Origin of the sequence: Polaromonas sp. CG_9.11 (assembly GCF_015752225.1) — a bacterium.
In the GTDB taxonomy this organism is placed as follows: Bacteria; Pseudomonadota; Gammaproteobacteria; order Burkholderiales; family Burkholderiaceae_C; genus Polaromonas.
Window position 1 is genome coordinate 87,171 of the sequence record NZ_JADOVE010000012.1, and the last position, 25,632, is coordinate 112,802.

The 25,632-nt window shown below is 57.1% G+C and carries 24 protein-coding genes and 1 tRNA gene; 17 read left to right on the forward strand and 8 right to left on the reverse strand.

The genetic code is table 11. From position 1 onward, the window contains the following. Nucleotides 1-225: 225 nt before the first annotated feature. From IWX85_RS11570 to IWX85_RS11585, 4 genes are all read right to left on the reverse strand, one after another. Nucleotides 226-1,800 (reverse strand): polysaccharide biosynthesis protein, encoded by a 1,575-nt coding sequence (locus IWX85_RS11570; protein ID WP_196869823.1) that lies wholly within the window; start codon nucleotides 1,798-1,800, stop codon nucleotides 226-228. A 113-nt stretch (nucleotides 1,801-1,913) separates the two neighbouring features. After that, entirely contained in the window at nucleotides 1,914-3,047 is a 1,134-nt protein-coding gene (moeB, locus tag IWX85_RS11575) for a molybdopterin-synthase adenylyltransferase MoeB (protein ID WP_196869824.1), read from the reverse strand. A 20-nt stretch (nucleotides 3,048-3,067) separates the two neighbouring features. Continuing rightward, entirely contained in the window at nucleotides 3,068-3,337 is a 270-nt protein-coding gene (locus IWX85_RS11580) for a MoaD/ThiS family protein (RefSeq protein ID WP_036804776.1), read from the reverse strand. Nucleotides 3,338-3,475: 138 nt separating this feature from the next. Then, the gene (locus IWX85_RS11585; protein WP_196869825.1) at nucleotides 3,476-3,832 is read right to left on the reverse strand and encodes a hypothetical protein; all 357 of its coding nucleotides are present in this window, start codon (nucleotides 3,830-3,832) and stop codon (nucleotides 3,476-3,478) included. 244 nt (nucleotides 3,833-4,076) lie between these two features. On the opposite strand from IWX85_RS11585, the gene IWX85_RS11590 reads away from it, so the two are divergent. From IWX85_RS11590 to IWX85_RS11670, 17 genes are all read left to right on the forward strand, one after another. Continuing rightward, nucleotides 4,077-4,904 (forward strand): gamma-glutamyl-gamma-aminobutyrate hydrolase family protein, encoded by an 828-nt coding sequence (locus IWX85_RS11590; protein ID WP_196869826.1) that lies wholly within the window; start codon nucleotides 4,077-4,079, stop codon nucleotides 4,902-4,904. A gap of 62 nt (nucleotides 4,905-4,966) precedes the next feature. Then, nucleotides 4,967-6,334: a glutamine synthetase family protein gene (locus tag IWX85_RS11595; RefSeq protein ID WP_231379700.1), complete on the forward strand. Its 1,368-nt coding sequence runs from the start codon at nucleotides 4,967-4,969 to the stop codon at nucleotides 6,332-6,334. Between the two features lie 50 nt (nucleotides 6,335-6,384). Beyond that, complete coding sequence (locus IWX85_RS11600) at nucleotides 6,385-7,782, forward strand: aspartate aminotransferase family protein (RefSeq protein ID WP_196869828.1); 1,398 nt, start codon at nucleotides 6,385-6,387, stop codon at nucleotides 7,780-7,782. Nucleotides 7,783-7,933: 151 nt separating this feature from the next. Beyond that, nucleotides 7,934-9,094 (forward strand): extracellular solute-binding protein, encoded by a 1,161-nt coding sequence (locus tag IWX85_RS11605; RefSeq protein ID WP_196869829.1) that lies wholly within the window; start codon nucleotides 7,934-7,936, stop codon nucleotides 9,092-9,094. Between the two features lie 243 nt (nucleotides 9,095-9,337). Next, nucleotides 9,338-10,438, forward strand: coding sequence for an ABC transporter ATP-binding protein (locus tag IWX85_RS11610; RefSeq protein WP_196869830.1), 1,101 nt, complete (start codon nucleotides 9,338-9,340; stop codon nucleotides 10,436-10,438). Between the two features lie 16 nt (nucleotides 10,439-10,454). Next, a complete protein-coding gene (locus IWX85_RS11615; protein WP_036804768.1) occupies nucleotides 10,455-11,372 on the forward strand; it encodes an ABC transporter permease in 918 nt (305 codons plus the stop codon). 7 nt (nucleotides 11,373-11,379) lie between these two features. Continuing rightward, a complete protein-coding gene (locus tag IWX85_RS11620; RefSeq protein ID WP_196869831.1) occupies nucleotides 11,380-12,240 on the forward strand; it encodes an ABC transporter permease in 861 nt (286 codons plus the stop codon). A 284-nt stretch (nucleotides 12,241-12,524) separates the two neighbouring features. Beyond that, nucleotides 12,525-13,844: an isocitrate lyase gene (gene aceA / locus IWX85_RS11625; protein ID WP_196869832.1), complete on the forward strand. Its 1,320-nt coding sequence runs from the start codon at nucleotides 12,525-12,527 to the stop codon at nucleotides 13,842-13,844. A 97-nt stretch (nucleotides 13,845-13,941) separates the two neighbouring features. Beyond that, nucleotides 13,942-15,849, forward strand: a complete 1,908-nt coding sequence (gene thrS / locus IWX85_RS11630; RefSeq protein ID WP_036812236.1) for a threonine--tRNA ligase — start codon at nucleotides 13,942-13,944, stop codon at nucleotides 15,847-15,849. A gap of 85 nt (nucleotides 15,850-15,934) precedes the next feature. Beyond that, nucleotides 15,935-16,522, forward strand: a complete 588-nt coding sequence (gene infC, locus IWX85_RS11635) for a translation initiation factor IF-3 (protein WP_081932338.1) — start codon at nucleotides 15,935-15,937, stop codon at nucleotides 16,520-16,522. Nucleotides 16,523-16,772: 250 nt separating this feature from the next. Then, a complete protein-coding gene (rpmI, locus tag IWX85_RS11640; protein ID WP_011802230.1) occupies nucleotides 16,773-16,976 on the forward strand; it encodes a 50S ribosomal protein L35 in 204 nt (67 codons plus the stop codon). 25 nt (nucleotides 16,977-17,001) lie between these two features. Continuing rightward, nucleotides 17,002-17,361 carry a 50S ribosomal protein L20 gene (rplT, locus tag IWX85_RS11645; protein WP_011802229.1) on the forward strand — a complete coding sequence of 120 codons (360 nt, stop codon included), beginning with the start codon at nucleotides 17,002-17,004 and terminating at the stop codon, nucleotides 17,359-17,361. Nucleotides 17,362-17,534: 173 nt separating this feature from the next. Beyond that, nucleotides 17,535-18,599, forward strand: a complete 1,065-nt coding sequence (pheS, locus tag IWX85_RS11650) for a phenylalanine--tRNA ligase subunit alpha (RefSeq protein WP_196869833.1) — start codon at nucleotides 17,535-17,537, stop codon at nucleotides 18,597-18,599. Nucleotides 18,600-18,635: 36 nt separating this feature from the next. Further along, on the forward strand, nucleotides 18,636-21,062 hold the full coding sequence (gene pheT, locus IWX85_RS11655; protein WP_196869834.1) for a phenylalanine--tRNA ligase subunit beta: 2,427 nt from the start codon (nucleotides 18,636-18,638) through the stop codon (nucleotides 21,060-21,062). A 48-nt stretch (nucleotides 21,063-21,110) separates the two neighbouring features. After that, entirely contained in the window at nucleotides 21,111-21,476 is a 366-nt protein-coding gene (locus IWX85_RS11660) for an integration host factor subunit alpha (RefSeq protein WP_036804757.1), read from the forward strand. Nucleotides 21,477-21,547: 71 nt separating this feature from the next. Next, nucleotides 21,548-22,045, forward strand: coding sequence for a MerR family transcriptional regulator (locus tag IWX85_RS11665; RefSeq protein ID WP_196869835.1), 498 nt, complete (start codon nucleotides 21,548-21,550; stop codon nucleotides 22,043-22,045). 35 nt (nucleotides 22,046-22,080) lie between these two features. Then, a tRNA-Pro gene (locus tag IWX85_RS11670) sits at nucleotides 22,081-22,157 on the forward strand. Nucleotides 22,158-22,296: 139 nt separating this feature from the next. On the opposite strand, the gene IWX85_RS11675 is transcribed toward IWX85_RS11670, so the two are convergent. From IWX85_RS11675 to IWX85_RS11690, 4 genes are all read right to left on the reverse strand, one after another. Beyond that, nucleotides 22,297-22,584, reverse strand: a complete 288-nt coding sequence (locus IWX85_RS11675) for a hypothetical protein (RefSeq protein WP_231379701.1) — start codon at nucleotides 22,582-22,584, stop codon at nucleotides 22,297-22,299. Between the two features lie 347 nt (nucleotides 22,585-22,931). Beyond that, nucleotides 22,932-23,918 carry a recombination-associated protein RdgC gene (locus tag IWX85_RS11680; RefSeq protein WP_231379702.1) on the reverse strand — a complete coding sequence of 329 codons (987 nt, stop codon included), beginning with the start codon at nucleotides 23,916-23,918 and terminating at the stop codon, nucleotides 22,932-22,934. A 161-nt stretch (nucleotides 23,919-24,079) separates the two neighbouring features. Beyond that, nucleotides 24,080-24,634, reverse strand: a complete 555-nt coding sequence (locus IWX85_RS11685) for an NUDIX hydrolase (RefSeq protein ID WP_196869837.1) — start codon at nucleotides 24,632-24,634, stop codon at nucleotides 24,080-24,082. Between the two features lie 204 nt (nucleotides 24,635-24,838). Beyond that, complete coding sequence (locus IWX85_RS11690) at nucleotides 24,839-25,534, reverse strand: fumarylacetoacetate hydrolase family protein (RefSeq protein ID WP_196869838.1); 696 nt, start codon at nucleotides 25,532-25,534, stop codon at nucleotides 24,839-24,841. Nucleotides 25,535-25,632 lie beyond the last annotated feature (98 nt).

Here is a 25,632-nt window from a genome sequence, read left to right on the forward strand (position 1 = left end):
ACCGCACGATCTGGGCTGACCATTTCGGAAAACCCGGCAGCCACGTCGCTTCGATCGAACACCCGGCTGGGCCGCGACAGCCATCAAAGAATCCAGCGTCCAGCGAGCGCCCCCGCTTTCCCCGTTGCAACAGGCGCTGCATGCGGCTGTGCTGTGGGTCGGCGCGGGCTTTTCGGGATGGTCGGCAGCGCCAGCCGGGTGCGCAGCGGGGCGTGAGTCGGCTGCCTATTTCATAGACGCCGTCGCGCCCGCGCCTTCAAGCAGAGTCTCCAGGCTCCTGGATTGGGCCGCGAGTCTGGGAATTCGTGAGAGGGTCTGGTTTACCTCGTCCAGCTTTTGCCGGGTTGCCATCGACATCGCTCCATTGGTCTGGCGCAGATTGGCGAGAACCGTATCGGTCAGCAAATGGATCACGACCTCGAAGCGAATGGCCTCGCGGGTTGAGGTTCCGGTCCAGGCAGGCGCGGCACCCCACCAGAGCACGTCGACCAGGCGGGGCAGGTCTGCTGCGGCAAATATGGACCGGGCCAGGCCGCACACCGCCTGCACCAGTGCTTCCTTGACGGCCGAAACGTTGAGTGTGTGGTCGTCAAGGGCTTTTTTGAGCAGGTCGAGTTCAACGGCCAGCGCGTCTTCGCTGAAGGTCTGCACACGCGCGCCGATCATGGTGCCGCTGGGGTCGCTAAAGCCGCCGGGCGCTTCGAGCGCATTGACCAGCGGGTGATAAGCCGTTTCACCGCTCCAGCAGAACTGGCCCCGGAAGAAGACTTCGTCATAGCCCTTGGGCACGCCCAGAAAATGCAAGGCCACCGGTTTGCCGCTGCGCTGGATAAGGTAGAGCGCCAGTTCCAGCGTGTTGACAGGCCAGCCCAGATCGACAGCGGCCCAGAAACCATCGGCCGGTGTCTGGTCAGCAAGCGCCAGCGCGTTGATCAGAAGGTGGCCTGCCTGCTGCAGATTCTGGATGTTGAAATAGCGGTCCGGGCCGTGCAGGCCGACCAGCCCCTTGGCAATGCCCTCCATGATGTCCTGCGTCACCACGCCGTTTTCCATGACATGGGTAAAACGCGTGCAGCGAAACCGCGTCGAGTTGCTGCGCCGCGCAACGGCTGCCCACTGCGCCTCGGCCAGTTTTTTGCTGCCGGTGTAGACATGATCGGACACGTAGGCAAAACACTTGCCGGTAGAAGAATAAATCGCATCCTCCACACCATGGCGCAGGCAGGCGCTGATCACATTGCGCGTGCCGAACACATTGGTTTCAATGGCCTCGCGCACCACCGCCTCGGCCCGGCCGGGCTCGCGGATGCTGGCCAGGTGGAAAACGACATGTGGCCGTACCTCTTCAAACACGGCGTCGAGCGCCGCGGCATCGCGGATGTCGACCTGGTAAGTAGACAACTGGCCATTGGGCAAGCCTTCACCGATGCCGCCCATGCCAATGCTGCCGGTCGTCACGGCAATGTCTGCAATGGCAATTTCCGTCGCCCCCAGATCGAAAAGCAAGGGAATCAGGTGCGAGCCGACGCAGCCGGCGCCGCCCGTGACCAGCACGCGCTGCCCCCCGAGCCGTTTTTCGGCGGCCTCGCGGTGCAGGTCTACCGTTCGCTCCATTGCCAGCGTCATGGGGCTCTGTTCCAACTTTCCGTCGGCCCTGGCAAGCGCCATCAGGGCTTGGGTAGCCGCCTGAAGCTGTTCGGCAATGGCCGGTGTGATGGGGGTGCCAGCCGGCGCGAGGGTAGCGATCTGGCGAACCAGGTCGTCGCTGGTGGCATTTGGGCGGGCTTCATCAATGGACATGAAGAACCATCCTTTCTAAAAATTTGTTACCTCTGCAGGTAGCCGTCCGCTGGGCCACAAGTGAACGGTTGTTCAGCAACGCATGCCGCGGGGGCAGTGAAGCAGTCACCGTTTCAGACAAGCTGAACATCCCCCGGCCATGCCGCCATGCCCTGTTCAAGGTTGTACAGCCGCAGCGGGTCATAGCCCGCCTCGACCAGCGATTTGATAATGCTGCTGCTGCGCATTCCGCTCTGGCACACCAAAACAATGTCACGATCCCTGGGCAGCGGCGCTGCGCCAGATTCATGGAGTGCGTGTTCAAGCTCCGGCTTGGGCCATCCAATGGCGCCTGGAATCCGACCCGACAGCCATTCGGCCGGATTGCGCACATCGACGATGACCATCTCATCGCGCGCCTGCAGTTTGGCCTGCAGCCCGCCAGACGAGATGGACCGGCCCACCGGTGCGGCACAGACCATCACGGTTTCCCTGAGCACGATGTCTTGCGGCGCATGGCTGCAGACCGGACAGTCGGGGTCCTTGGCGATGTGGACTGTGTTGAAGGAGAGATCCAGCCCGTCATAAATCAGCATGCGGCCGATCATGGGCGAGCCGATGCCACTCAACAACTTGAGCACCTCGGTCGCCTGCAGCGATCCGATCACGCCGGGCAGCACGCCCAGCACGCCGGCCTCGGAACAATTGGGCGCGAACTCCTGCGGCGGTGGTTCGGGAAAAAGGCAGCGGTAGCATGGTCCCGTGCGCGCATCGAACACGCTGAGCTGGCCGTCGAAACGCAGCACGCCGCCATACACGTCGGGTTTGCCGAGCTTCACACAGGCATCGTTGACCAGATAGCGGGTCGGGAAATTGTCCGATCCATCCATGATCACGTCGTATTGAGCAATCAGCGCCAGTGCATTGTCGACACCCAGGCGCACATCGTGACGTTCTATCTGGACGTTCGGGTTGATATCCAGCAAGCGTGCTTCGGCACTTTCGTTCTTCAAGCGACCGAGCGTGGACTGGCCGTGCACGATCTGGCGCTGAAGATTGGTTTCATCGACCACATCGGCGTCCAACAGTCCGATCCGTCCGACGCCCGCTGCTGCCAGGTAGAGCGAGGCCGGGCTGCCCAGTCCGCCCAGGCCGATCAGCAGCACACTGCCGGCCTTGAGTCGCCGCTGCGCTTCGATACCGAATTCTGGCAGGATGATCTGGCGGTTGAAACGCCTAAGCTCGCTGCTGGTGAGTTCTGGCAGCATGGCAGGATGCAACGTCGTGCTCATCCGCCAGCCACACTCGCAATGATCTGGACTTCATCGCTATCGTTCACCAACGTCTGCAATCCGTCGAGAAGCCGAATGTCCTGGCCATTCTTGCAGACGACGATGAATTTGCGCAAGGCTTGACCGCTGAACAGGTGATTGCGAAGCTCGCAGGAATCTTCGGAGAAGCGCTTGAGTGCCTCCTCGATGGAACTGACCGAAAGGGTGATGCGGCTTTGCTGGTTGGTGTACCTGCGCAGCGAACTGGGCACCATTAAAATTGCCATGTAAAACGTCCTGATTGGGTAGTGTTCAGTTTCAAGGCGCAGCCTTCTATCATGGAAAGCGATCCGTTGAAGAATAATCCTCACAAAACAAATGTTAATTTGATATTTTTGATGCCGCAACCCCCCAAACGGACCAATCTAAAGCGTTTTTTGTTGATGGTGAAAACGCTGAAGATAAGTTAGAAGGCACGCTTGAGTAATACGGCCTATTTCAATCTTTGCGCTGGCAAGCCACGGTCGCCATTGGTCGGGCGGACGGCCTGGCAGGAGGAAGCTGGGTGGCTGACAGGCTTGAACCCGACAGGGAAACCCGTCCATGGGTTTTTTTAAAAAAGATAGCAGTTTGTGCCCGTGTACAAAGCAGAACGAGCTGATTTGACTTGAAAAATCGCTCTGCATCCCGGAATTTCTTCCGGGAAGATGCACGTCATCCGTCACGTCATCGTCGGCTTGCGTTGGCGCCATGCCTTCGCCATCGACAGTCAGCGAGTGCATGCGCATGCCGGCAGCTACAAGTGACTCGATGGCGCTCAGCAGGCTGGGTCCTCCCTTCACACCGCGCCGCCATGGTCGGCCAGCAACTGAACGCGCTGTGCAATCGACTACGGGGTGACGGAGGTCTGTACGCGCTGGCCGGCATCAGGGTTTCAGCCGCACCCCCTACCTGCAGGTACGCCGCCACGGTGCGAGACTGCGCAATGACGGGCTGGTTACACTGGATGGAACTCCCTCAACACCCATGAACTCCACACGGCAAACCCCGTCGATTCATTCGCAGCACCTTTACCCGCCGCTGGTGTGGCTGCCGGCCGACCATCGGCTTCTGGGCGACGAGGGACACCAGTCGCCGTTCCTGGTGCTGGGCGAGAAATATGCCCGTGCCGTCAGGCAATGCGCCGGGGCCCAGCCGGTGCTATTTCCCCTGGCCGATGTGGCCCAGATACCGGCGCTTTTGGAATTGGTCGACGGTGTCATGCTGACCGGTTCGCCGTCAAACGTCCATCCTTCCCATTTTGACCAGGACGTGCTGGATGCCGGCCTGCCGCTGGACCTGCAGCGCGATGTGCTCACACTGGCGCTGGTACGGGCGTGCCGGTCCGCTGGTGTGCCGCTGCTGGGGATTTGCCGCGGCTTCCAGGAAATCAACGTGGCGCTGGGCGGCTCGCTGGAGCAAAGCGTGCATGCGCGGGAAGGGCGCTTCGACCATCGCGACCCCGAAGGCGTCAGCCTTGAAGAGGCCTACGGACCTGCGCATGAGGTCCGTTTCGTGCCGGGCTGCGCTTTTTCCCGCTGGGCTGGCGGCGACATGGCGCAGGTCAATTCGCTGCATGGACAGGGCATTGGCCGGCTGGCCGACGGATTGCGCGCGTTGGGCCATGCATCCGACGGCCTGGTCGAGGCCTTCGAGATCGAGCGCGCCGCTGCGTTTGCCTATGCGGTGCAGTGGCATCCCGAGTGGAATTGCCAGGAGAATCCTTTTTACCGCGCCATTTTTGCGGCCTTCGGCCAGGCCTGCAAGCGCCGCCAGGCCAGCCGGATGCAGGAAAGGGCTACCCCCGCCAGTTGAATCCAGGTTATTCCAATCCACCGACATGCGTCGAAAAACAGGAGTGCGCGATGAGTCTGAACATGAGCATGACAAAAGCAACGACCTTCACGGAACTTGAAAACTGGCTGAACGAACGCAGGATTACCGAAGTCGAATGCCTGGTGCCCGACCTGACCGGCGTGGCCCGGGGCAAGATCCTGCCGCGCGGCAAGTTCACTGAAGACCGGGGAATGCGCCTGCCCGAGGCGGTGGTGGCCATGGGCGTGACCGGCGAGTTTCCCGAGAGCGGCCCTTACTACGATGTGATCAGCCCGACCGACAAGGACATGCACCTGCGGCCCGACCCGTCCACAGCACGGATTGTTCCGTGGGCGTCGAGCCCGACGGCGCAGGTCATCCATGACTGCTTCGATCCGGCCGGAACGCTGGTGCCGTTTGCGCCCAGAAGCGTACTGCGCCGGGTGTGCGAATTGTATGAAGCCGAAGGCCTGGTGCCGGTGGTGGCGCCCGAGCTGGAGTTCTACCTGGTGGCCCGCAACACCGACCCCAACACGCTGCTGCGCCCGCCAGTTGGCCGCAGCGGGCGCGCCGAAACTTCGCGCCAGGCCTACAGCATCGACGCGGTGAACGAGTTTGACCCGTTGTTCGAGGACATCTACGACTACTGCGAAAAGATGGAGCTCAATGTCGACACGCTGATTCATGAAGTCGGCGCGGGGCAGATGGAAATCAATTTTTTCCATGCCCATCCGCTGGGCCTTGCCGACGAGGTGTTCCTGTTCAAGCGCACGGTGCGCGAAGCGGCGCTGCGCCACAACATGTATGCGACCTTCATGGCCAAGCCGATTGCGGCCGAGCCCGGCAGTGCCATGCATGTGCACCAGAGCATCTTGAGTCGGGAAACCGGCTTGAACATTTTCAGCAACCAGGATGGCACCGAGTCGGAGGCTTTCTTTCACTACATTGGCGGGCTGCAGCGCTACATTCCGGCCGCTATGGCGCTGGTCGCGCCCTATGTCAACAGCTACCGGCGGCTCTCTCGCGACACGGCAGCGCCGATCAACATCGCCTGGGGACACGACAACCGCACGGTGGGCATTCGCTCGCCGATTGCCACGCCACAGGCCCGCCGGGTGGAAAACCGGGTGATCGGCGCCGATGCCAATCCGTATATCGCCCTGGCCATGACCCTGGCCTGCGGCTACCTGGGCATCAAGAACAAGATCAAGCCCAAGCCCGAGATGAAGGGCGATGCCTACCTGTCGCCCTATTCGCTGCCGCGCAGCCTGGGCGAGGCACTGGACTGGCTGCGCCGCGAGTCGGACCTGCATGAAGTGCTGGGCCGTGATTTCGTCACGGTGTATTCCGAAATCAAGGAAATGGAATTCGCCGAGTTCATGAAGGTGATCTCTCCCTGGGAGCGTGAACACCTGCTGCTGCTGGTGTAAGAGTCCACCCCATTGATCAAACAATCCACTGCAACCGAGAGCCGCCCACCATGAATACTCCTGTCGACACCGCCTTGATCCAGGCCCTGGACCGCGAGCATTTCCTGCATCCCTTTACTGACTTCAAGGATCTGGAGGCCCACGGCGCGCGGGTCATTACTCGCGCCGAGAACATCTACGTCTGGGATTCCGAGGGCCACAAGCTCCTTGATGCCATGAGCGGCCTGTGGTGCGTCAATGTCGGCTATGGCCGCGAGGAACTGGCCAGCGCCGCCTACCGGCAGATGATGACGCTGCCTTACTACAACAGTTTTTTTCAGACCACCAACGTGCCCGCCGTGCAGCTGGCGGCCCGGCTTTCAGCACTCGCGCCCGAGGTGGGCGGCCGCAGCTTCAAGCACGTGTTTTATTCCAGCAGTGGCTCCGAGAGCAACGACTCGAATGTGCGCATGGTGCGCCGCTACTGGGACCTGCTGGGTCAGCCGGAGCGCAAAGTCATCATCGGCCGGATCAATGGCTACCACGGCAGCACCATGGCCGGTGCCTCGCTGGGCGGCATGTCCAGCATGCATGCGCAGGGCGACTTGCCGATTCCCAACATCACCCACATCGGGCAGCCGTATTTTTACGAGATGGGCCAGCCCGGCGAGACCCCCGCAGAATTCGGCCTGCGCGCGGCCGGCTGGCTGGAGGAAAAAATCCTGGCGCTGGGCGCGGACAAGGTCGCTGCCTTCATTGCCGAGCCGGTGCAGGGCGCTGGCGGCGTGATCATTCCACCCGACAGCTACTGGCCCGAGATCCAGCGCATCGTCGACAAGTACGGCGTCTTGCTGATCAGCGACGAGGTGATCTGCGCCTTCGGCCGCGTGGGCCACTGGTTTGCCTACGAGAAATTTGGCTACCGGCCCGATTTGGTGACGTTTGCCAAGGGCGTGACCAGCGGCTACATCCCGCTGGGCGGCGTGATGGTGGGCAACCGGGTGGCCGAGGTGCTGATCGAGCAGGGCGGCGAATTCAACCATGGCTACACCTACAGCGGCCATCCGGTGGCCTGTGCCGTGGCCCTGGCCAACCTGGACCTGATGGAAAAGGAAAACCTGCCCGGCCGCGTGAAAAACGACATCGGTCCCTACCTGGCCGAACGCTTTGCCGAGCTTGGCGAACACCCGCTGGTGGGGCTGGCCGAAACCTGCGGCTTCATGGGCGGGCTGGTGCTGACCAAAAACAAGACGACGCATGAGGCCTTCAAGCCCGAACTGGGCGTGGGCATGCTGTGTCGCGGCCATTGCTTCCGGCTGGGGCTGATCATGCGCGCCGTGGGCGACCGCATGATCATTGCGCCGCCGCTGGTCATGACGCGCGAACAAATCGACGAAATGATGGGACTGATCCGCCGTTGCCTGGACGCGACCCGGGCCGATTTGCAGGCGGCCGGCCAGCTGGATTGAATAGAATATTTGTTACCGTCTGGCGCATGCCGGCTGGTCCGGATATTGCTATTCCAACCGGGCGTTTCCAGGCTGTTTTCAGCCATTTCCGTTCGGTTGTCGCCTTGAGTCCTGTTCATTTTGTTTACTTTTCCCGGGAGTGTGTTTCACCATGAAAAAACTTGTACTGGCTGCGGCCCTGTCGGCCACCTTCTTGGCAGCCTGCGGCAAAAAAGAGGAGGCGGTGGCGGTTGCTCCTGCGTCATCGCCTGTCGCCTCAGCCCCGGCGCTACCGGTCAATGCCGAGGAGAAGGTGCTCAATATCTACAACTGGCCCGACTACATTCCCGAAGGCATGACGGCCGCCTTTGAAAAGGAAACCGGCATCAAGGTCAACTACGACACCTTTGAAACCAATGAAGCCCTGCATGCCAAGCTGGTCGCGGGCAATACCGGGTACGACATCGTGGTGCCGGGTACGGTGTTTGCCAAGTCGCAGATTGAAGGTGGGCTGCTGCAGCAGCTGGACAAGTCCAAGATTCCCAATCTGGCCAATCTGGAGCCGGCCATCATGAACACCCTGACCAAGGCCGACCCGGGCAACCAGTACCTGGTGCCGTGGGCCTGGGGCTTCACCACCGTGGGCATCAACAAGACCAAGGTAGACAAGGCGCTGTCCGGCATGCCCATGCCGGAAAACGCCTGGGACTTGGTGTTTGATCCGAAATACACCGCCAAGCTCAAGTCCTGCGGCATTGCCTACCTGGATTCGCCCACTGAAATCATGCCGGTGGCGCTGCACTACATCGGCAAGGACGCCTATTCGAACAATCCGGCCGACTTCAAGGCGGCCGCCGACATGCTGCTCAAGGTTCGCAAGGACGTGCGCCTGTTCAGCGCCACCATGATCGATGACGTGGCTGGCGGCAAGGCTTGCGCGGTCATCGGCTGGTCGGGCGACATCAACATCGCCGCCAACCGTGCCATGGAAAACGGCTCCAAGGACATCATCCAGGCCCTGCTTCCCAGCACCGGCGCGCTGCTTTTTGCCGATACGATGGCCCTGACCAAGGACGCCAAGCATCCGAACAATGCCCAGGCTTTCATCAATTTTTACCTGCGTCCCGAAAATGCCGCGTCGGTGACCAACACGATGAACTATCCCACGGCCAACAAGGCAGCCATTGCGCAGATCAAGCCTGAAATTGCTGGCAACAAGACCATCTTTGTCGAACCCGCGTATTTCAGCAAGATGATCGCGCCCAGCAGCTTCACCAATGAAGCCCGCGAAGCACTGGCCAACGCGTACAACAGCGTCAAAAAAGGCAATTGACGTTAATTTCCGAGGTCTGGCTCCGGGCTTTTGCAGGCAGGGCGGCAGCCCCCTGCGGCGCGCCACCGCACTGGCTTTCGGTGGTGGCACGGCAGACGGCCAGTGGCGTCATGCTACTGAATCAATAGCTGGTTGTGGATGCTGGTCGTGCGCCAAAGGCCTTTTTGATGAAAAAAAACAGGTTTTCATTCAGCAGCATGGTGCGGTGGCTTCCGAAATACGAACAAACGCAGGGACGGATGCATGGCAGAACAGTATGGGAAAGCGGGCTACCTGGTCACCGAAAAACTGGTCAAGCGCTTTGACGACGCAGTGGCGGTGGACGAGGTGTCGCTGTCGGTGAACCGGGGCGAGATTTTCGCGCTGCTCGGCAGTTCAGGCTGCGGTAAATCCACCTTGCTGCGCATGCTGGCGGGCTTTGAGAAGCCCAGTTCCGGCCGTATCCTGTTGGGTGGCGAGGACGTGGCCGGCCTACAGCCCTATGACCGCCCGATCAACATGATGTTCCAGTCGTATGCCTTGTTTCCCCATCTCGATACCTGGGAAAACGTCGCTTTTGGCCTGAAGCGTGAAGGCCTTCCCAAGGCCCAGATCCAGCAGCGGGTGGGCGAAATGCTCGACCTGGTGCAGTTGGGTCAATATGCCAGGCGCAAGCCGCACCAGCTTTCCGGCGGCCAGCAGCAGCGCGTGGCGCTGGCACGCAGCCTGGCCAAGCGGCCCAAGCTCTTGTTGCTTGATGAGCCACTGGGTGCGCTGGACAAGAAACTGCGCGAGCAGACCCAGTTCGAACTCGTGAACATCATCGAGAAAGTCGGCGTGACCTGCGTGATGGTGACCCACGACCAGGAAGAAGCCATGACCATGGCCAACCGCATCGCCGTCATGAGCAAGGGCAGGGTGTTGCAGGTGGGCACGCCCGAAGAGGTGTATGAGCATCCGGCCAACCGCTTCGTCGCGGACTTTATCGGCCATGTCAACATGTTTGAAGGCCGACTCAGCGTGGACGAGAACGACCACTGCGCTGCCATCACCGGCATTGGTGAAATCCAGGTTGGCCATGGCGTCAGCGGCACACTGAACATGCCACTGGCCATTGCCGTTCGGCCCGAGAAAATCGAGATCAGCAAGCTGCGACCACCTGTGGACCGCAATGTTTTTACCGGCAAGGTCCAGGAAATTGCCTACTTTGGCTCCTACAACACCTATATCGTGGTAGCCGGTGACGGCTCCCGGGTGCGGATCACCGAGGCCAACACCTCGCGGCAGGACGTGAGCAACATCACCTGGGAAGACAGTGTCTTTTTCTGGTGGGACGACCGTGCCGGCATTGTTCTGCGCGATTAAAGAAGCGAGTAACCCCATGGCCGCTTCAAGCTTTCCCATGCCCGGCAAACGCTTCGTGATCGGCGTGCCTTATCTATGGCTGATCGTTTTTTTCTTCCTGCCCTTTCTCATCCTGCTGTACATCAGCTTTGTCGACATGGGCAATGACATCAATCCGTTCAAGCCTCTCTGGGATCCGCGAACCGGCCTGCTCAAGCTCAAGTATGAGAACTACGGGTCGATTTTTCGCAGCAGCGAAGGCGGTGCGCTGTTCCAGACGCTTTACATCGAAGCTTATCTGCGCTCGCTCTGGTATGCGCTGTGCACTGCTGTGCTTTGCCTGGTGGTCGGCTATCCGTTCGCCTATTTCATTGCGCGCTCGCCATCGAGCGTGCGGCCTGCGCTGCTGATGATGGTGATGCTTCCCTTCTGGACCTCGTTCCTGCTGCGCGTCTATGCCTGGAAAGGCATCCTGGCTGACCAGGGCGTGCTAAACCAGGCGCTCATGGCGCTGGGATTCACCGCCGAACCCCTCCAGCTCCTGTACACCGATGTGTCCATGCTGGTAGGCATGACCTATGTCTATCTGCCTTTCATGGTGCTGCCGCTCTATGCCAACCTGGTGAAGATGGATTTCCGCCTGCTGGAGGCGGCCCATGACCTGGGCGCCTCGCCCCGCGAAGCCTTCTGGCTGGTCACGGTGCCGCTGTCGCGGGCTGGCATCATCGCCGGCTTCATGCTGGTCTTCATTCCGTGCGTCGGTGAATTTGTGATTCCTTCACTGCTGGGCGGGCCTGAAAACATCATGATCGGCCGCGTGGTCTGGGATGAAATGTTCACCAGCAACAACTGGCCCCGCGCCACGGCGCTGGCGGTGGTCATGATCGGGCTCATCGTCTTGCCGCTGGCAATTTATTACCACTACGCCAGCGATGCGGCCGAGCCAGGAAAATAGTCCGGCCATGAAAAACGTTCTGGAAAAGCATTTCGGCAAGCTGTGGCTGGCGCTGGTTTACCTGTTCTTGTACCTGCCCCTGATTTTCATGGTCGTTTTTTCGTTCAACAGCACCCGCCAGGATGCGGAATTCACCGGTTTTTCACTGCGCTGGTATGAAGCATTGACGCACGATACCAAGATCGTAGACGGCTTCTGGCTGTCGCTGAAAATTGCCACTGTGTCCGGCCTGCTGTCTGCCACGCTGGGCACGTTTTGCGCCTTCGTACTGGTGCGGTACCGCCGTTTTCCAGGCCGCACCGCTTTCTCCGGCATGGTCAACGCGCCTCTGGTCATGCCGGAGGTGGTCATTGGCCTGTCTCTGCTGCTGCTGATGGTCGGTGCACAAAATTTCCTGGGATGGCCGCAGCGCGGCATGCTCACCATCATCCTGGGCCATACGCTCTTGGGCATGGCGTATGCCATGGTGGTCGTCCAGTCAAGGCTGCTGGATGTGGATTGCTCGATTGAAGAGGCCGCCATGGACCTGGGTGCGCGGCCGCACCAGGTGTTTTTCCTGATCACGCTGCCCAACATCTTCCAGGCCGTGCTGGCGGCTTTTCTGCTGTCATTCACCCTGTCGTTTGATGATGTGGTGATTGCCGAGTTTTTGTCCGGCCCCGGCGTCAACACGCTGCCACAAGTGATCTTTGGCTATGCACGGCGCGGCATCAACCCGACCATCTATGCGGCCGCAACCTTGCTGATCGCCACAGTGACGATGGTCATCGTTGGCTACAGCGTCTGGGTGGCGCGGAAAACCCGGCAGCGTGAACGCGAGATGGCCGCTGCCAGCCGTGCTGAATTGACGGTACTCAATGCCGCCTAACCTGTCATCTATCTGATGCGTGGCTGATCTGGTGGAAAGGATGGGGTCTGCCAAGGTTGAAATTTTCACAAAACAGAAATTTTTATCACGCTATGAAATAAGTGCAAAGAATTGGCTGCGCGTAATTTGCGCCATAAGAAATTTATTTCCATAGTGTGAAATTATTTCGTAAGTCTTTGATTATCATGGAAATATATAGTCTTATATAAGACATAAGAGACGGTTGAAGTCTTCTAGAAGACTTAGAATAAACCCATCTACCTTTTCTACCAACGGAGTTCACCATGCCACACAGCCTTACCGAGCACCTCAGCCGCGACCAGCAAATTGAAGCCCTTGAAAAAGACTGGGCTACCAACCCTCGCTGGAAAGGCATCAAGCGCGGTTACAGCGCCGCTGACGTGGTTCGCCTGCGCGGCTCGTTCCCGATCGAGCACACGCTGGCCCGCCGTGGCGCTGAAAAGCTCTGGGGTCTGGTGAACAACGAACCCTACGTCAACTGCCTTGGTGCCCTGACCGGTGGCCAGGCGATGCAGCAGGTGAAAGCCGGCGTCAAGGCAATCTATTTGTCAGGCTGGCAAGTCGCCGCCGACAACAACGGTTATGCCGCCATGTACCCCGACCAGTCCCTGTACCCGGTGGACTCGGTGCCGAAGGTTGTCGAGCGTATCAACAACACGTTCCGCCGTGCCGACGAAATTCAGCACTCCAAGGGCATTGACGCCGGCGATGCCAATTACATCGACAATTTCGCACCTATCGTGGCCGATGCCGAAGCCGGCTTTGGCGGTGTACTGAATGCCTTTGAGTTGATGAAGGCCATGATCAATTCCGGCGCGGCAGGCGTTCACTTTGAAGACCAGCTGGCTTCCGTCAAGAAATGCGGCCACATGGGCGGCAAAGTCTTGGTGCCCACCGCTGAAGCCTGCCAAAAGCTGATCGCTGCCCGCATGGCCGCCGACGTTTGCGGCGTGCCGACGCTGGTGATTGCCCGTACCGACGCCGAAGCGGCTGACTTGCTGACCAGCGACTACGACGAAAACGACAAGCCCTTCATCACCGGCGAGCGCACCGCCGAAGGTTTCTACAAGACGAAAAAGGGCATGGACCAGGCGATTTCGCGTGCTGTGGCCTACGCCCATTATGCCGATCTGGTGTGGTGCGAAACCGGTACACCTGACCTCGAATTCGCCAAGAAATTCGCCGATGCCGTGCATGCGGTTCACCCCGGCAAAATGCTGGCCTACAACTGCTCGCCATCGTTCAACTGGAAGAAGAACCTGGACGACGCGACCATTGCCAAGTTTCAGAAAGAACTCGGCGCCATGGGTTACAAGTACCAGTTCATCACGCTGGCTGGCATCCACTCCATGTGGTACAACATGTTCGACTTGGCGCAAGATTACGTGGCGCGCGGCATGACGGCTTATATCGAGAAGGTGCAAGAGCCCGAATTCGCAGCCCGCGGCCGCGGCTACACCTTTGTGTCGCATCAGCAGGAAGTCGGCACCGGCTACTTCGACGAAGTGACCACCGTGATTCAGGGCGGCAAGTCCAGCGTGACGGCTCTGACCGGCTCGACCGAAGAAGAGCAGTTTCACTGACCTGAAGTCAATGCCGGGCCGGCGTAAAATTGCGCCATCCGGCTTTAAACTTTCAAGCGCGGCTAGTCCGCGCTTTCTCATTTTTGTTTTCGAGACCATGATCCAAATCACACTGCCTGACAACTCCAAACGCGACTACCCTCAAGCCGTTACCGTGGCTGAAGTTGCTGCGTCCATCGGCACCGGCCTGGCCAAGGCGGCCCTGGGCGGCAAGGTCGACGGCAAGCTGGTCGATGCCAGCTACCTCATCAGTCAGGACAGTGCGGTTTCCATCATTACCGCCAAGGACGCTGACGGCTTGGAATTGATTCGCCACAGCGCGGCCCACTTGTTGGCGTATGCGGTCAAGGAGCTGTTTCCCGAAGCGCAGGTCACCATCGGACCAGTGATTGAAAACGGATTTTTCTACGATTTTTCTTACAAACGCCCGTTCACGCCAGAAGATCTGGTCGCCATCGAAAAGCGCATGACCGAGCTCGTCGCCAAGGATGAGCCTGTCACCCGCCGCGTGTTGCCTCGCGATGAAGCCGTGGCGCATTTCAAAAGTATGGGTGAGCATTACAAAGCCGAAATCATCGCCAGTATTCCGGCCAACGAGGATGTCTCCCTCTACCAAGAAGGCGCATTCGAAGATCTGTGCCGCGGCCCGCACGTGCCAAGCACCGGCAAGCTCAAATTCTTCAAGCTTATGAAGGTGGCCGGCGCTTACTGGCGCGGCGACCATCGCAACGAGATGCTACAACGTATCTACGGCACGGCTTGGGCCACCAAGGACGACTTGCAACAGTATCTGACCATGCTTGAAGAAGCCGACAAGCGCGACCACCGCAAGTTGGGCAAGGAACTCGACCTGTTTCACATCGATGACCATGCGCCGGGTCTGGTGTTCTGGCACCCCAAGGGCTGGACGGTGTGGCAAGGCGTTGAGCAGTACATGCGCAAGGTCTACCAGGACAACGGCTATCAGGAAGTCAAGGGCCCGCAGTTGCTTGAAAAGACGCTCTGGGAAAAAACCGGTCACTGGGACAAATACCGCGACAACATGTTCACGACCGAAAGCGAAAAGCGTGATTTCGCTCTCAAGCCGATGAACTGCCCTGGCCACATCCTCATATTCAAGCAGGGCATCAAAAGCTACCGTGATTTGCCATTGCGCTATGGCGAATTTGGTCAGTGCCACCGCAACGAGCCGACAGGCGGCCTGCATGGCATCATGCGTGTGCGTGGCTTCACGCAGGATGATGGTCACATTTTTTGTACCGAAGAGCAAATTTTGAAAGAGTGCGTTGACTACACTGCGTTGCTGCAAAAAGTTTATGCAGACTTCGGCTTTAAAAACATTATTTATAAAGTGGCCACACGGCCCGAAGCCCGCATCGGCTCCGACGAAAGCTGGGACAAGGCCGAGCATGCCCTGATTGAAAGCCTACGGGCATCGAATTGCGAATTTGAAATTTCCCCAGGCGAGGGCGCATTTTATGGCCCGAAGATTGAATACACGTTAAAAGATGCAATTGGTCGGCAGTGGCAGTGTGGCACGATCCAGGTCGATTTTTCAATGCCAGAGCGCTTGGATGCAGAGTACGTGGGCGAGGATGGTGCGCGCCATCGTCCCGTGATGCTGCACCGCGCCATTGTAGGAAGCCTGGAGCGATTCATCGGAATTTTGCTTGAGGAGCATGCCGGTGCATTGCCTACTTGGCTCGCACCAGAGCAGGTTTCTGTCTTGACTATCACCGACTCTCAGGCTGATTACGCCAGAAGAGTTGCTAAAACGCTGCAGAATCAAGGGCTTAGGGTCAACCTGGATCTACGCAACGAGAAAATAACGTATAAAATACGAGAGCATTCATTGCAAAAGCTTCCTTTCATTCTCGTCGTAGGTGACAAAGAAATGGCAGCTGGCGCAGTTTCAGTGCGTGCCCGGGGTAATAAAGACCTTGGCGTGATGTCTATTGAAGCGTTTTCCAATCGAGTCGCTTCCGACGTTGCACAAAAAGCTTGACTTTTTTGCACACATGGTAAATGCAGGCTAATGTCCTTGAAGGACGGGCAAAAAATGCTATAGATTTTATAGCAAATATTAAAGGATTCGCACCATCGCTACAGAATTTCGTGACCGCCGTCACCGTGAAGAACGCAAGCATCGCTTGAACCGTGAAATCATGGCCCCTGAAGTACGACTTACCGGACCTGACAACGAGCCCTTAGGCGTTGTGAGTCTGATGGAAGCGCTGCGTTTGGCTGGTGAAGCGGACGTGGATCTGGTTGAAATTTCGCCAACGGCCATGCCGCCTGTTTGCAGGCTGATGGATTACGGCAAGTTCAAGTATGCCGAACAGAAAAAAGCTGCAGAGGCGAAGTCCAAGCAAAAAGTGATCGAGGTCAAGGAGGTTAAATTCCGGCCTGGTACCGACGACGGCGACTACAACATCAAGCTACGCAACATCAAGCGTTTCCTGGATGACGGAGACAAGTGCAAGATTACTTTACGTTTTCGCGGCCGTGAAATCACCCATCAAGAACTGGGTTTGGCCTTGCTGGCGCGAATTCGTGATGAATTGGCAGATTTAATTTTGGTAGAGCAGTTTCCAAAGCTCGAAGGGCGACAAATGGTCATGATGATCGCACCCGGTCGCAAGAAAACTGCTTCTAAAGCATCGGCAGAGGTTGCGTAAGTTTTGCCTGCTGAGGTTGGGCTGTCTGACCTCAGAGCAATGATTTATCGCTTCGTCTGGCAAATAACAAAGGTGCATCTAAACGGTGTTCATGTGAACTCTGGCTTAAACCGGAGTTTCGAAAGCAACGGCTTCAAAGCCGTTGCGCCGACGGCAAGTGTCAAATCTTGTCATGACAAGTGGCTCGGGGCCATCAAGTCTGTGAAAGTTTCGCAGCGCCTCACGAGCACAAATGAAAAGGAGCATATACATGCCCAAAATGAAGACCAAAAGCGGCGCTAAAAAGCGTTTCCGCGTTCGTCCAGGTGGCACGGTCAAACGTGGTCAAGCCTTCAAACGTCATATCTTGACCAAGAAGACCACCAAAAACAAACGTCAATTGCGTGGATCGGTAGCTGTTCATGAGACCAATATGGGTCACATGGCACAGATGCTGCCAGGCCGTGGCATTTAATTTAACGACGAATTAGGAGTAATACATGCCTCGCGTCAAACGTGGTGTAACGGCTCGCGCCCGCCACAAAAAAGTTCTAGCCCTTGCAAAAGGTTTTCGCGGTCGTCGCGGTAATGTCTTCCGGATCGCCAAAGAAGCGGTGATGAAGGCCGGTCAATACGCCTACCGTGACCGCCGTAACAAAAAGCGCGTGTTTCGCCGTTTGTGGATTGCCCGTATCAATGCCGCTAGCCGTTCATTTGGCCTGACATACAGTCAGTTTGCAAATGGTCTGAAAAAAGCCGGTATTGAGATTGACCGCAAGGTTCTATCCGATATGGCGATTCACGACAGTGCTGCCTTTGGCGCCATCGTCGAGCAGGCCAAAGCTAAGCTGGTAGCCTGATTTTCAGGATAGTACGCTATTAAATAGATAGCTTCTTGCATAGGAAAGTAGAGGGCTGGAGCTTGAAAAGGCTCTGGCCCTTTTTCATGGCCTTCTGTGCAGCGTCCCTGTCATGATCACCTGACCGAAATTAATGCTGCTGTGTTTCTTCCTGCACCTGTATAAGAGATCTTATGAACGACGCTGATATCCTGAATGAACTGATAATTACTGCCAAAGCAAAATTTGAGCAGTCTCTAACGCCGGCAGATCTGGAAAATGCCAAAGCGCAATTTCTTGGTAAATCAGGTCGTATCACCGAATTCATGAAGGGTATGGCACAGCTTTCGGTAGAAGTGAAAAAATCCCGTGGTGCTGCTGTCAATCTGGCGAAACAGGCTATCGAAGCTGCATTGAACGAGCGTCGCCAGGCGCTTGCAAATGCAGAGCTTGAAAAGCAGTTAAAAGCCGAAGCCCTCGACGTGACTCTGCCCGGTCGCCTTTATCCGCTGGGAGGCCTGCATCCTGTGTCGCTCACCCTGGAGCGGATTGAGGCCATCTTTGGGTCCATGGGTTTTGACATAGCGCAGGGCCCCGAAATTGAAACTGACTGGTTTAACTTCACTGCGCTGAATACACCCGAAGACCACCCGGCGCGATCCATGCACGACACTTTTTATGTCGAGGGTGGTACGAAAAATTCGCCTAACTTGCTGCGCACCCATACCAGCCCAATGCAGATTCGCTATGCCGTCCAGCATGTCAAACAACATCGCACACTGATCGATGCGGGCGGCCGCATGCCCGAAATTCGCGTGATTGCCCCGGGCCGTACCTACCGCGTTGACAGTGACGCCACACATTCGCCAATGTTTCATCAGTGCGAAGGGTTATGGATTGGCGAGAACGTGAGTTTCAAGGACTTGAAGTTTGTGTTCACCGATTTCTGCCGCACCTTTTTTGAGAGCAACGATCTGGTGCTTCGTTTTCGTCCCAGTTTCTTTCCGTTCACCGAGCCGAGTGCTGAAATCGATATTCAGTTCCAGTCCGGGCCGCTATCGGGCCGCTGGCTTGAAGTGGCAGGTTCGGGACAGGTCCATCCGAATGTGGTGCGCAACATGGGACTGGATCCTGAAAAATACATCGGTTTCGCCTTTGGCATGGGACCTGACAGGTTGACCATGCTGCGCTATGGCGTCAATGACCTGCGCCTGTTCTTTGATGGCGACATGCGCTTCCTGTCCCAGTTTCAGTCATAACAACAAGAATAGCAAACGAAAGAACAAGGCCACACCATGCAATTTCCAGAATCTTGGTTGCGCGAATTTTGCAATCCACCGATCAGCACCGTGCAACTCGCTGAAACCCTGACCATGGCCGGACTTGAGGTTGAAGAACTAAAGCCGTTCGCACCACCGTTCGACCTCATAGTGGTCGGTGAAATCATGGAAGCCCTGCAGCATCCCAACGCCGACCGCCTGCGCGTGTGCCAGGTCGACGTGGGACAAAGCAAGTACCTTACTATCGTCTGCGGGGCGCCCAATGCCCGAGTCGGCATCAAGGTGCCTTGCGCACTGGTGGGGGCCGAACTGCCCCCCGGCGAAGACGGCAAGCCCTTCCAGATTAAAGTGGGCAAACTGCGTGGGGTTGAGAGCGATGGCATGCTATGTTCGGCGCGGGAGCTCAAACTTTCCGAGGAACACGGTGGCCTTCTAGAACTGGCGTCTGACGCGCCGGTGGGGCAAGATATCCGTGCGTATCTCAAGTTGGATGATACATTGTTCACGCTCAAGCTCACGCCCAATCTGGCGCACTGCCTGAGCGTCTACGGTGTGGCTCGCGAGGTTGCAGCGCTGACAGGTGCGCCCTTGAATACGCCATCTTTTCCTGCGGTACGTGTTGGCAACCACGAAAAATTAGCTGTCAGGGTCAGCGCGCCCGACCTGTGCGGCCGCTTTTCGGGCAGGATTGTGCGTAACGTAAATCCGCAAGCGGCCACACCATCATGGATGACCGACCGGCTGGCGCGGTGCGGTCAGCGCAGCGTTGCAGTGCTGGTCGATATTTCCAATTACGTGATGTTTGAACTGGGCCGCCCCAGCCATATCTTCGATCTCGACAAGATTCAGGGTGGACTGGATGTTCGTTGGGGCAAACCGGGGGAGACACTCAAATTGCTGAATGGCAATACCGTCGTGGTTGATGAACGAGTTGGAGTGATCGCTGATGACCACCAGGTCGAATCGCTGGCTGGCATCATGGGAGGCGATGCCACCGCAGTGTCGGATGACACCAAGAATGTCTATGTCGAAGCTGCCTTTTGGTGGCCCAAGGCCATAGCAGGGCGTTCACGCCGCTACAACTTTTCCACCGATGCAGGCCACCGTTTCGAGCGTGGCGTCGATGCCGGGCAAACCGTGGAGCATATTGAACGCATCACCCAACTCATCATTGACATTTGCGGAACGTCAGAGACATTCTGCGGGCCGGTTGACGACCATCAAGTCAACCTTCCAAAGGCTATGCCGGTGACCATACGAGTGGCGCGTGCAGCCAAAATCATTGGCATGCCCCTCACGCAGGCTCAATGCCAGGATGCACTGGTGCGTCTGGGCCTGGATGTCAAGGTGGGCGACGGCCTGTTGACAGTTACGCCACCAAGCTACCGTTTTGACCTGCAAATAGAGGAAGACCTGATTGAAGAGGTAGTGCGTATAGTGGGTTATGACCAGTTGCCGGCAACACCGCCGCTAGCCCCTATCACTGCTCGAATCCGCCCTGAAGACGAACGGAGTCCTTTTGCTGTACGTCGCGAATTGGCGTCGCTGGGTTATCAGGAAACTATTAATTTCAGTTTTGTCGAGGTGCGCTGGGAAAATGAACTGGCGGGTAATCCCGACCCTATCAAACTGCTGAACCCAATTGCCAGCCAGATGAGCGTCATGCGTTCCTCGCTGCTGGGATCATTGCTGCAAGTGCTCAAGTTCAACCTGGATCGAAAAACTTCGCGCGTCAACGTCTTCGAATTGGGCCGGGTGTTTCTGCGCGACCCACAAAGCCAGGATACAGATACAACCGTGGCCGGCTTTAACCAGCCCATGCGGGTCGCGGCGCTGGCCTATGGCCCGCGCGCTGGGTTGCATTGGGGTGAGTCTGACAAGGGTGTCGATTTTTTCGATGTCAAGGGAGATGTTGAAGCTTTGCTGGCACCGCTTCAAGTTGTTTTTGCCCCTGCAACGCATCCTGCCATGCATCCAGGACGGTGCGCCAGCGTATCCGCTGCTGGAAGGCAGATTGGCTTTGTCGGTGAACTGCATCCGCAGTGGCGCCAAAGTTACGAACTGGCGCAGGCACCTCTGCTGTTTGAACTTGAACTCGATGCTGTTTTGCAACGTCAGGTGCCTGTTTTCAAGGCTGTCAGTAAGTTCCAGCTTGTCGAGCGTGATATTGCCGTAATCGTGCAGGAAAGTATTAGCCATCACGCGTTCATGTCTGCCATTCGTGATGCCAATACGCAAGACTTGCTCAAGAAGGCGACCTTGTTCGATGTGTACAGGCCGCAGCATGCGAGTCTGAATCTTCAAATGGGTGAAAAAAGTCTGGCGGTACGTTTGGTCCTTTCCAGCAACGCGGGTACTTTGACTGAAGACGCGATTGATTCAGCGATTCAGGAAATTGTGGCAATGCTGCAAATACGGTTCCAAGCCCGTCTGCGCGCCTGAGCATTCGATATAGACCATTTCTAACCAACAATAGCTAGAAGGATGCCCATGGAATTTTCCGTTGAAAGTCTGGAGACACCTGTGCTGACCAAAGCGCATCTGGCTGAGTTGTTGTTTGAGCAAATCGGGCTCAACAAACGCGAATCCAAGGAAATGATTGATGCTTTTTTTGAACTCATTTCAGAATGTCTGATTGAAGGCAATGATGTGAAGATTTCTGGATTTGGTAACTTTCAGATACGCACCAAGGCGCCCCGACCGGGGCGTAATCCGCGTACTGGCGAAACTATTCCAATTAAATCCAGGCGGGTGGTTACCTTTCACGCCAGCCACAAGCTAAAAAATCAGATTCAGGGTACATCCATCGGTGACTTGGAAAAAGAAGCTACTTTCGAAACTCACAATGTTGCGTGATGTGATTCACTTTGCGACGCTGGGAAAGTTAGAGTAAATTCGAAACACTTTTTCGAAGGGCATCGATTTAATTGGAGAATTCCTTTTTTCCTATTCCAGAAAAACGCTACTTCACAATCAGTGAAGTCAGTAGGCTATGCGGATTAAGGACCCATGTGCTTCGCTATTGGGAGCAGGAGTTCTCACAATTGCGACCCATGAAAAGACGCGGGAATCGTCGTTACTACCAGCTTCATGAAATTAAATTAATTTGCCAAATACGCCAGCTGCTGTATGAGCAGGGATTCACCATTGTTGGAGCCCGTAATAAGTTACAAGAACTTATAACGGGCGCATTTAAAGAGGGTTTTCACACTGATCCGGTACCTCTCCCAATAAAATCGTTGCTGCAGCAGAATGACAACACATTTTCTCTTATCCCGAGCCTTCTGCCGCTATGCGCCCCTATTACTCAAAATATGATGGCTGATAACGCAGTTGCTTTACATCCAGTCATTACGCGGCCTCTTCTCGGCATGGTTCGTCACGAGTTGATGAGCATCCGCGACCTGCTTGAGCCGATCGCCTAATGGGGCTAGTCGTCAGGTTATAATTTGTAGCTTAACGGTGTGTGGCGCAGCTTGGTAGCGCACTTGCATGGGGTGCAAGGGGTCGAAGGTTCGAATCCTTTCACACCGACCATAACGAATGTCAGAGGCCTTTAGGGAGCGATTCCTAGAGGCTTTTTTCATTGGTAAATCAACCGTTTCAGGTCGGTCAAGGATTTCGGCTCGCTGGTGATAACAGACTCAGCGCCAGCACGCGTCCTCAGATTGAACATTCATCGCGTAGCCCGGGTTGGATAAACCACAATGGATTCTGCTTTTGGGTGCTCGATTTCGTCGCGTGAATCTTCTGGTGGCTGGTGAAGCACAGTGGGTCGAAGCTGATGCGAATTTTTAATTTCTTCCTCGATCCGGCCAATTCTTTCGGAATACATTTTTGCCAGTGCTGCATGGTGCTCTGCTGCTGCCTGATGCTCCACCCAGGCCAGATTCGCCTCTTCAAGGTACTCCAATGACCTGCGGATGTGCGCTTCAGTGCGTGTTCCAAATAAACGAAATCTCATGACACCCTCCCTTCGAGATCTGGCTTGACGACTGTAAAACAACATCCAGTCTGCAAAATTCTTAGCCTGACTGTCGAACCATGGATAACGTTCTACTCGAATTTTGTCAATCAGACAGGCCTGATTTCCTCGGTTGAAAACCTGGTCCTACACTTTACTTGGGTATCAGCCGAGATTTTCATACGGATGTTGCTCGCAGGAATCAATAAGCGGAGGTGTCTGACAAGCCGTTTTCCTTCGATATCAGCAACAGAGAGCAGGCTTACCAACATAGGTTGAAGCAACACCACATGGGCTTGAGCACGTCTTTTGCTTGCCATGCGTAGGCTTCCTCTTCGGGGTGGCTTTCATGCCGCAGCGAGAACGCGCTCTGATGGTTCCCCAACTGCTGCAGGCGGAGCTTCTCCGTCAATGGTCAACTCGCCGCCTAGTGCTTCGAGCAGGTCAGGGATCAGCGCCGACAGTTCTCCTGTGACGATGGCGACGTCGGTGTCAAACCCGTCATCGTCCTTGCCGTTTTCCTGCACTCCGTCAAGCACCACGTCGAGCAGCTTGATCTTCCTGGCCTGGGCCATGTCGGTCAGCACGAACGACACCCGCTCGTTCCAGGTCATTGCCAGCTGCGTGGGCACTTTGCCCGAAGCAATATGCTCGGCCACTTCGTCGATTTCAAGCGTGTGGCGTGAATAGCGGACCGTTGACTTCTGGTCGTCAGGCATTTTGAGTTCGCAGTCGCGGTCCACGGTGAATCCGACGGGCGCTTCGCGGCTGGAAAGCCAATGCGCCATGGCGGCACTGGCCGCCATGGTGGTCTGCACGGGCTTGGCCATCAGTCCGGGGCGGGACCCAGGAATCTCGCTCAGTGCCTCGATCAATTGGCTGACCACCTTGTCGGCGCCGGTCAAGCTGGAGGAATCGACCACCAAGAACTTGTTGACCGGGTCGATCCACAGCGTCGTCGACGAACGCTTGGTGAAAGCGCGCGGCAGCAGGGCCTGCATGGCTTCCTCCTTGAACTCTTTTTTGATCTTGGCACTGGCCCGTTCTCGGCCGGTTTCCTGCTTGTACTTTTCGACACGTTCTTCCACTTCGGCCTTGACGGCGGAGGCGGGCACTGGGCGGCGCTCGATGCTCAGCCGCAAGAGGACCTGCGTGCCGACGGTTTCGACCATCACTGTACTTTTATTGCCGCGCGGCGGGACCCAGCCGACAGATTCGGGCTGCGTAGCGCCGCAGGGTATGAATTGGGCGGTCTGGAGCACCTCTTCGAGCGCTTCGAGTGGTGGAAGAACAAAATCGTTGGCAATGCGAAAAAAGGAGGCGGATTTGAACATGGGATTCCGGTATTGGGAGATTCTGGTGAAAACGGGGGGCGTCAACGGCTAAGTCGGAGCCAGAAGGCTTTAATAAGTTGAGGCGAAGGCGAAGCCTGAAATTTTAAGCCGGGTCTGCATTACCAAATACGTCCGGCCCGGATGAGACCTTGGAGAGAAGGTCAGGAAACGTCCAGCACATGAATGCCGAAGCGGCCCTTGCGCCGGTCTTCAAAATAACGCTCCAGCGTTTCCTTGACGGTCCGAAAAGCAATCTCGTCCCACGGGATTTCGGACTCGGTGAACAATCTGGCCTCGATGGTTTCGTGGCCGGGATTGAAGTCGGTGCTCAGCAGCCTGGCACGATAGTACAAATGGACCTGGCCAACGCGAACCACATTCATGATGCTGAAGAGGTCCTGCAGTTCATACTGTGCGCCCGCTTCCTCGTCGGTCTCGCGGGCTGCGCCTTCTGCCGTGGTTTCGCCCATTTCCATGAAGCCGGCCGGCAAGGTCCATTTGCCCCAGCGCGGCTCGATATTGCGTTTGCACAGCAGCACCTGCCCGCCGTCCTCACCCCACACCGGCACGGTGCCGACGACGTTCAGGGGGTTTTCATAGTGGACGGTGTTGCAGGCCGGGCAGACTGCCCGCTGCTTGGTGTCGCCGTCATCGGGCAGGCGGTAAACCACGGCGGTGCCGCAGACGCGGCAGTGTTTCAGAGGGGGGCGATGCATCAAATGAGTGTAGCGGCTTTGGCGTTTGGGTTCGTTTCGCGGCAGCGTTCAGGGCTTTGGGCCACTTCAAAAAGCATAGCTGTAAAGGTAAGGCGGTAAAGCGCAAGAGGCCTGAATCACCCTTAAAATGCAGCGGAGCCGCACGGATCGTTAGAGCGCCGGATGGTCGCCATTGGGGCTGCACCCGGCCACCGGCTTGATCGCTCAGGAAATTTGGATGCTCAGCGGTTCCAGGCCTGCGACGCCGCCCGTCAGGGTGTCGCCCTGCACCACGGCCGCAACGCCTTCAGGGGTGCCGGTAAAGATCAGGTCACCAGGCTGCAGTTCCCAGGCTGCCGAAAGGTGCTCTATCGTTTCGGCAATCGACCAGATGAGTTTGGACACATGGCTTCGCTGCCGGTCCTGGCCGTTCACCTGGAGATGGATTTCAGCCTGCTCCACATCGCCGGCCTGTGCGGCTGGGGTGATCGGACCGATGGGCGCGGAATGCTCGAACGCCTTGCCGATACACCAGGGGCGTCCTTGTTTCTTCATCTCGTTTTGCAGGTCGCGGCGCGTCATGTCCAGACCCACCGCATAGCCAAAAATGTGATGCTGCGCGTCGGCCGCCAGGATGTTCTTGCCGCCTTTGCCAATCGCCACGACCAGTTCGATTTCATGGTGCAGGTTGTGGGTCAGGCTGGGGTAGGGCACGCTGGCCTGGGTGCCGGCCTCCACCGGAACCATGGCATCTGCGGGCTTCAGGAAAAAGAACGGGGGTTCGCGCCCGGTAAAGCCCATTTCCTTTGCATGCTCTTCATAGTTGCGGCCGACGCAATAAATGCGGTGGATGGGAAAGTGGTCTTCCGTGCCCACGACAGGCGCTGAAACCGTGGCGGGCGGAGTGACGACAAAACGCATGACGGGCATTCCTTGACAGGTTTGTGTCCGAACCAGACGGCCGGGCGGTTGAAAAATGAGAAACGACAGGCTGGCCTGGCAGCAGGCCAGCTGCGCAG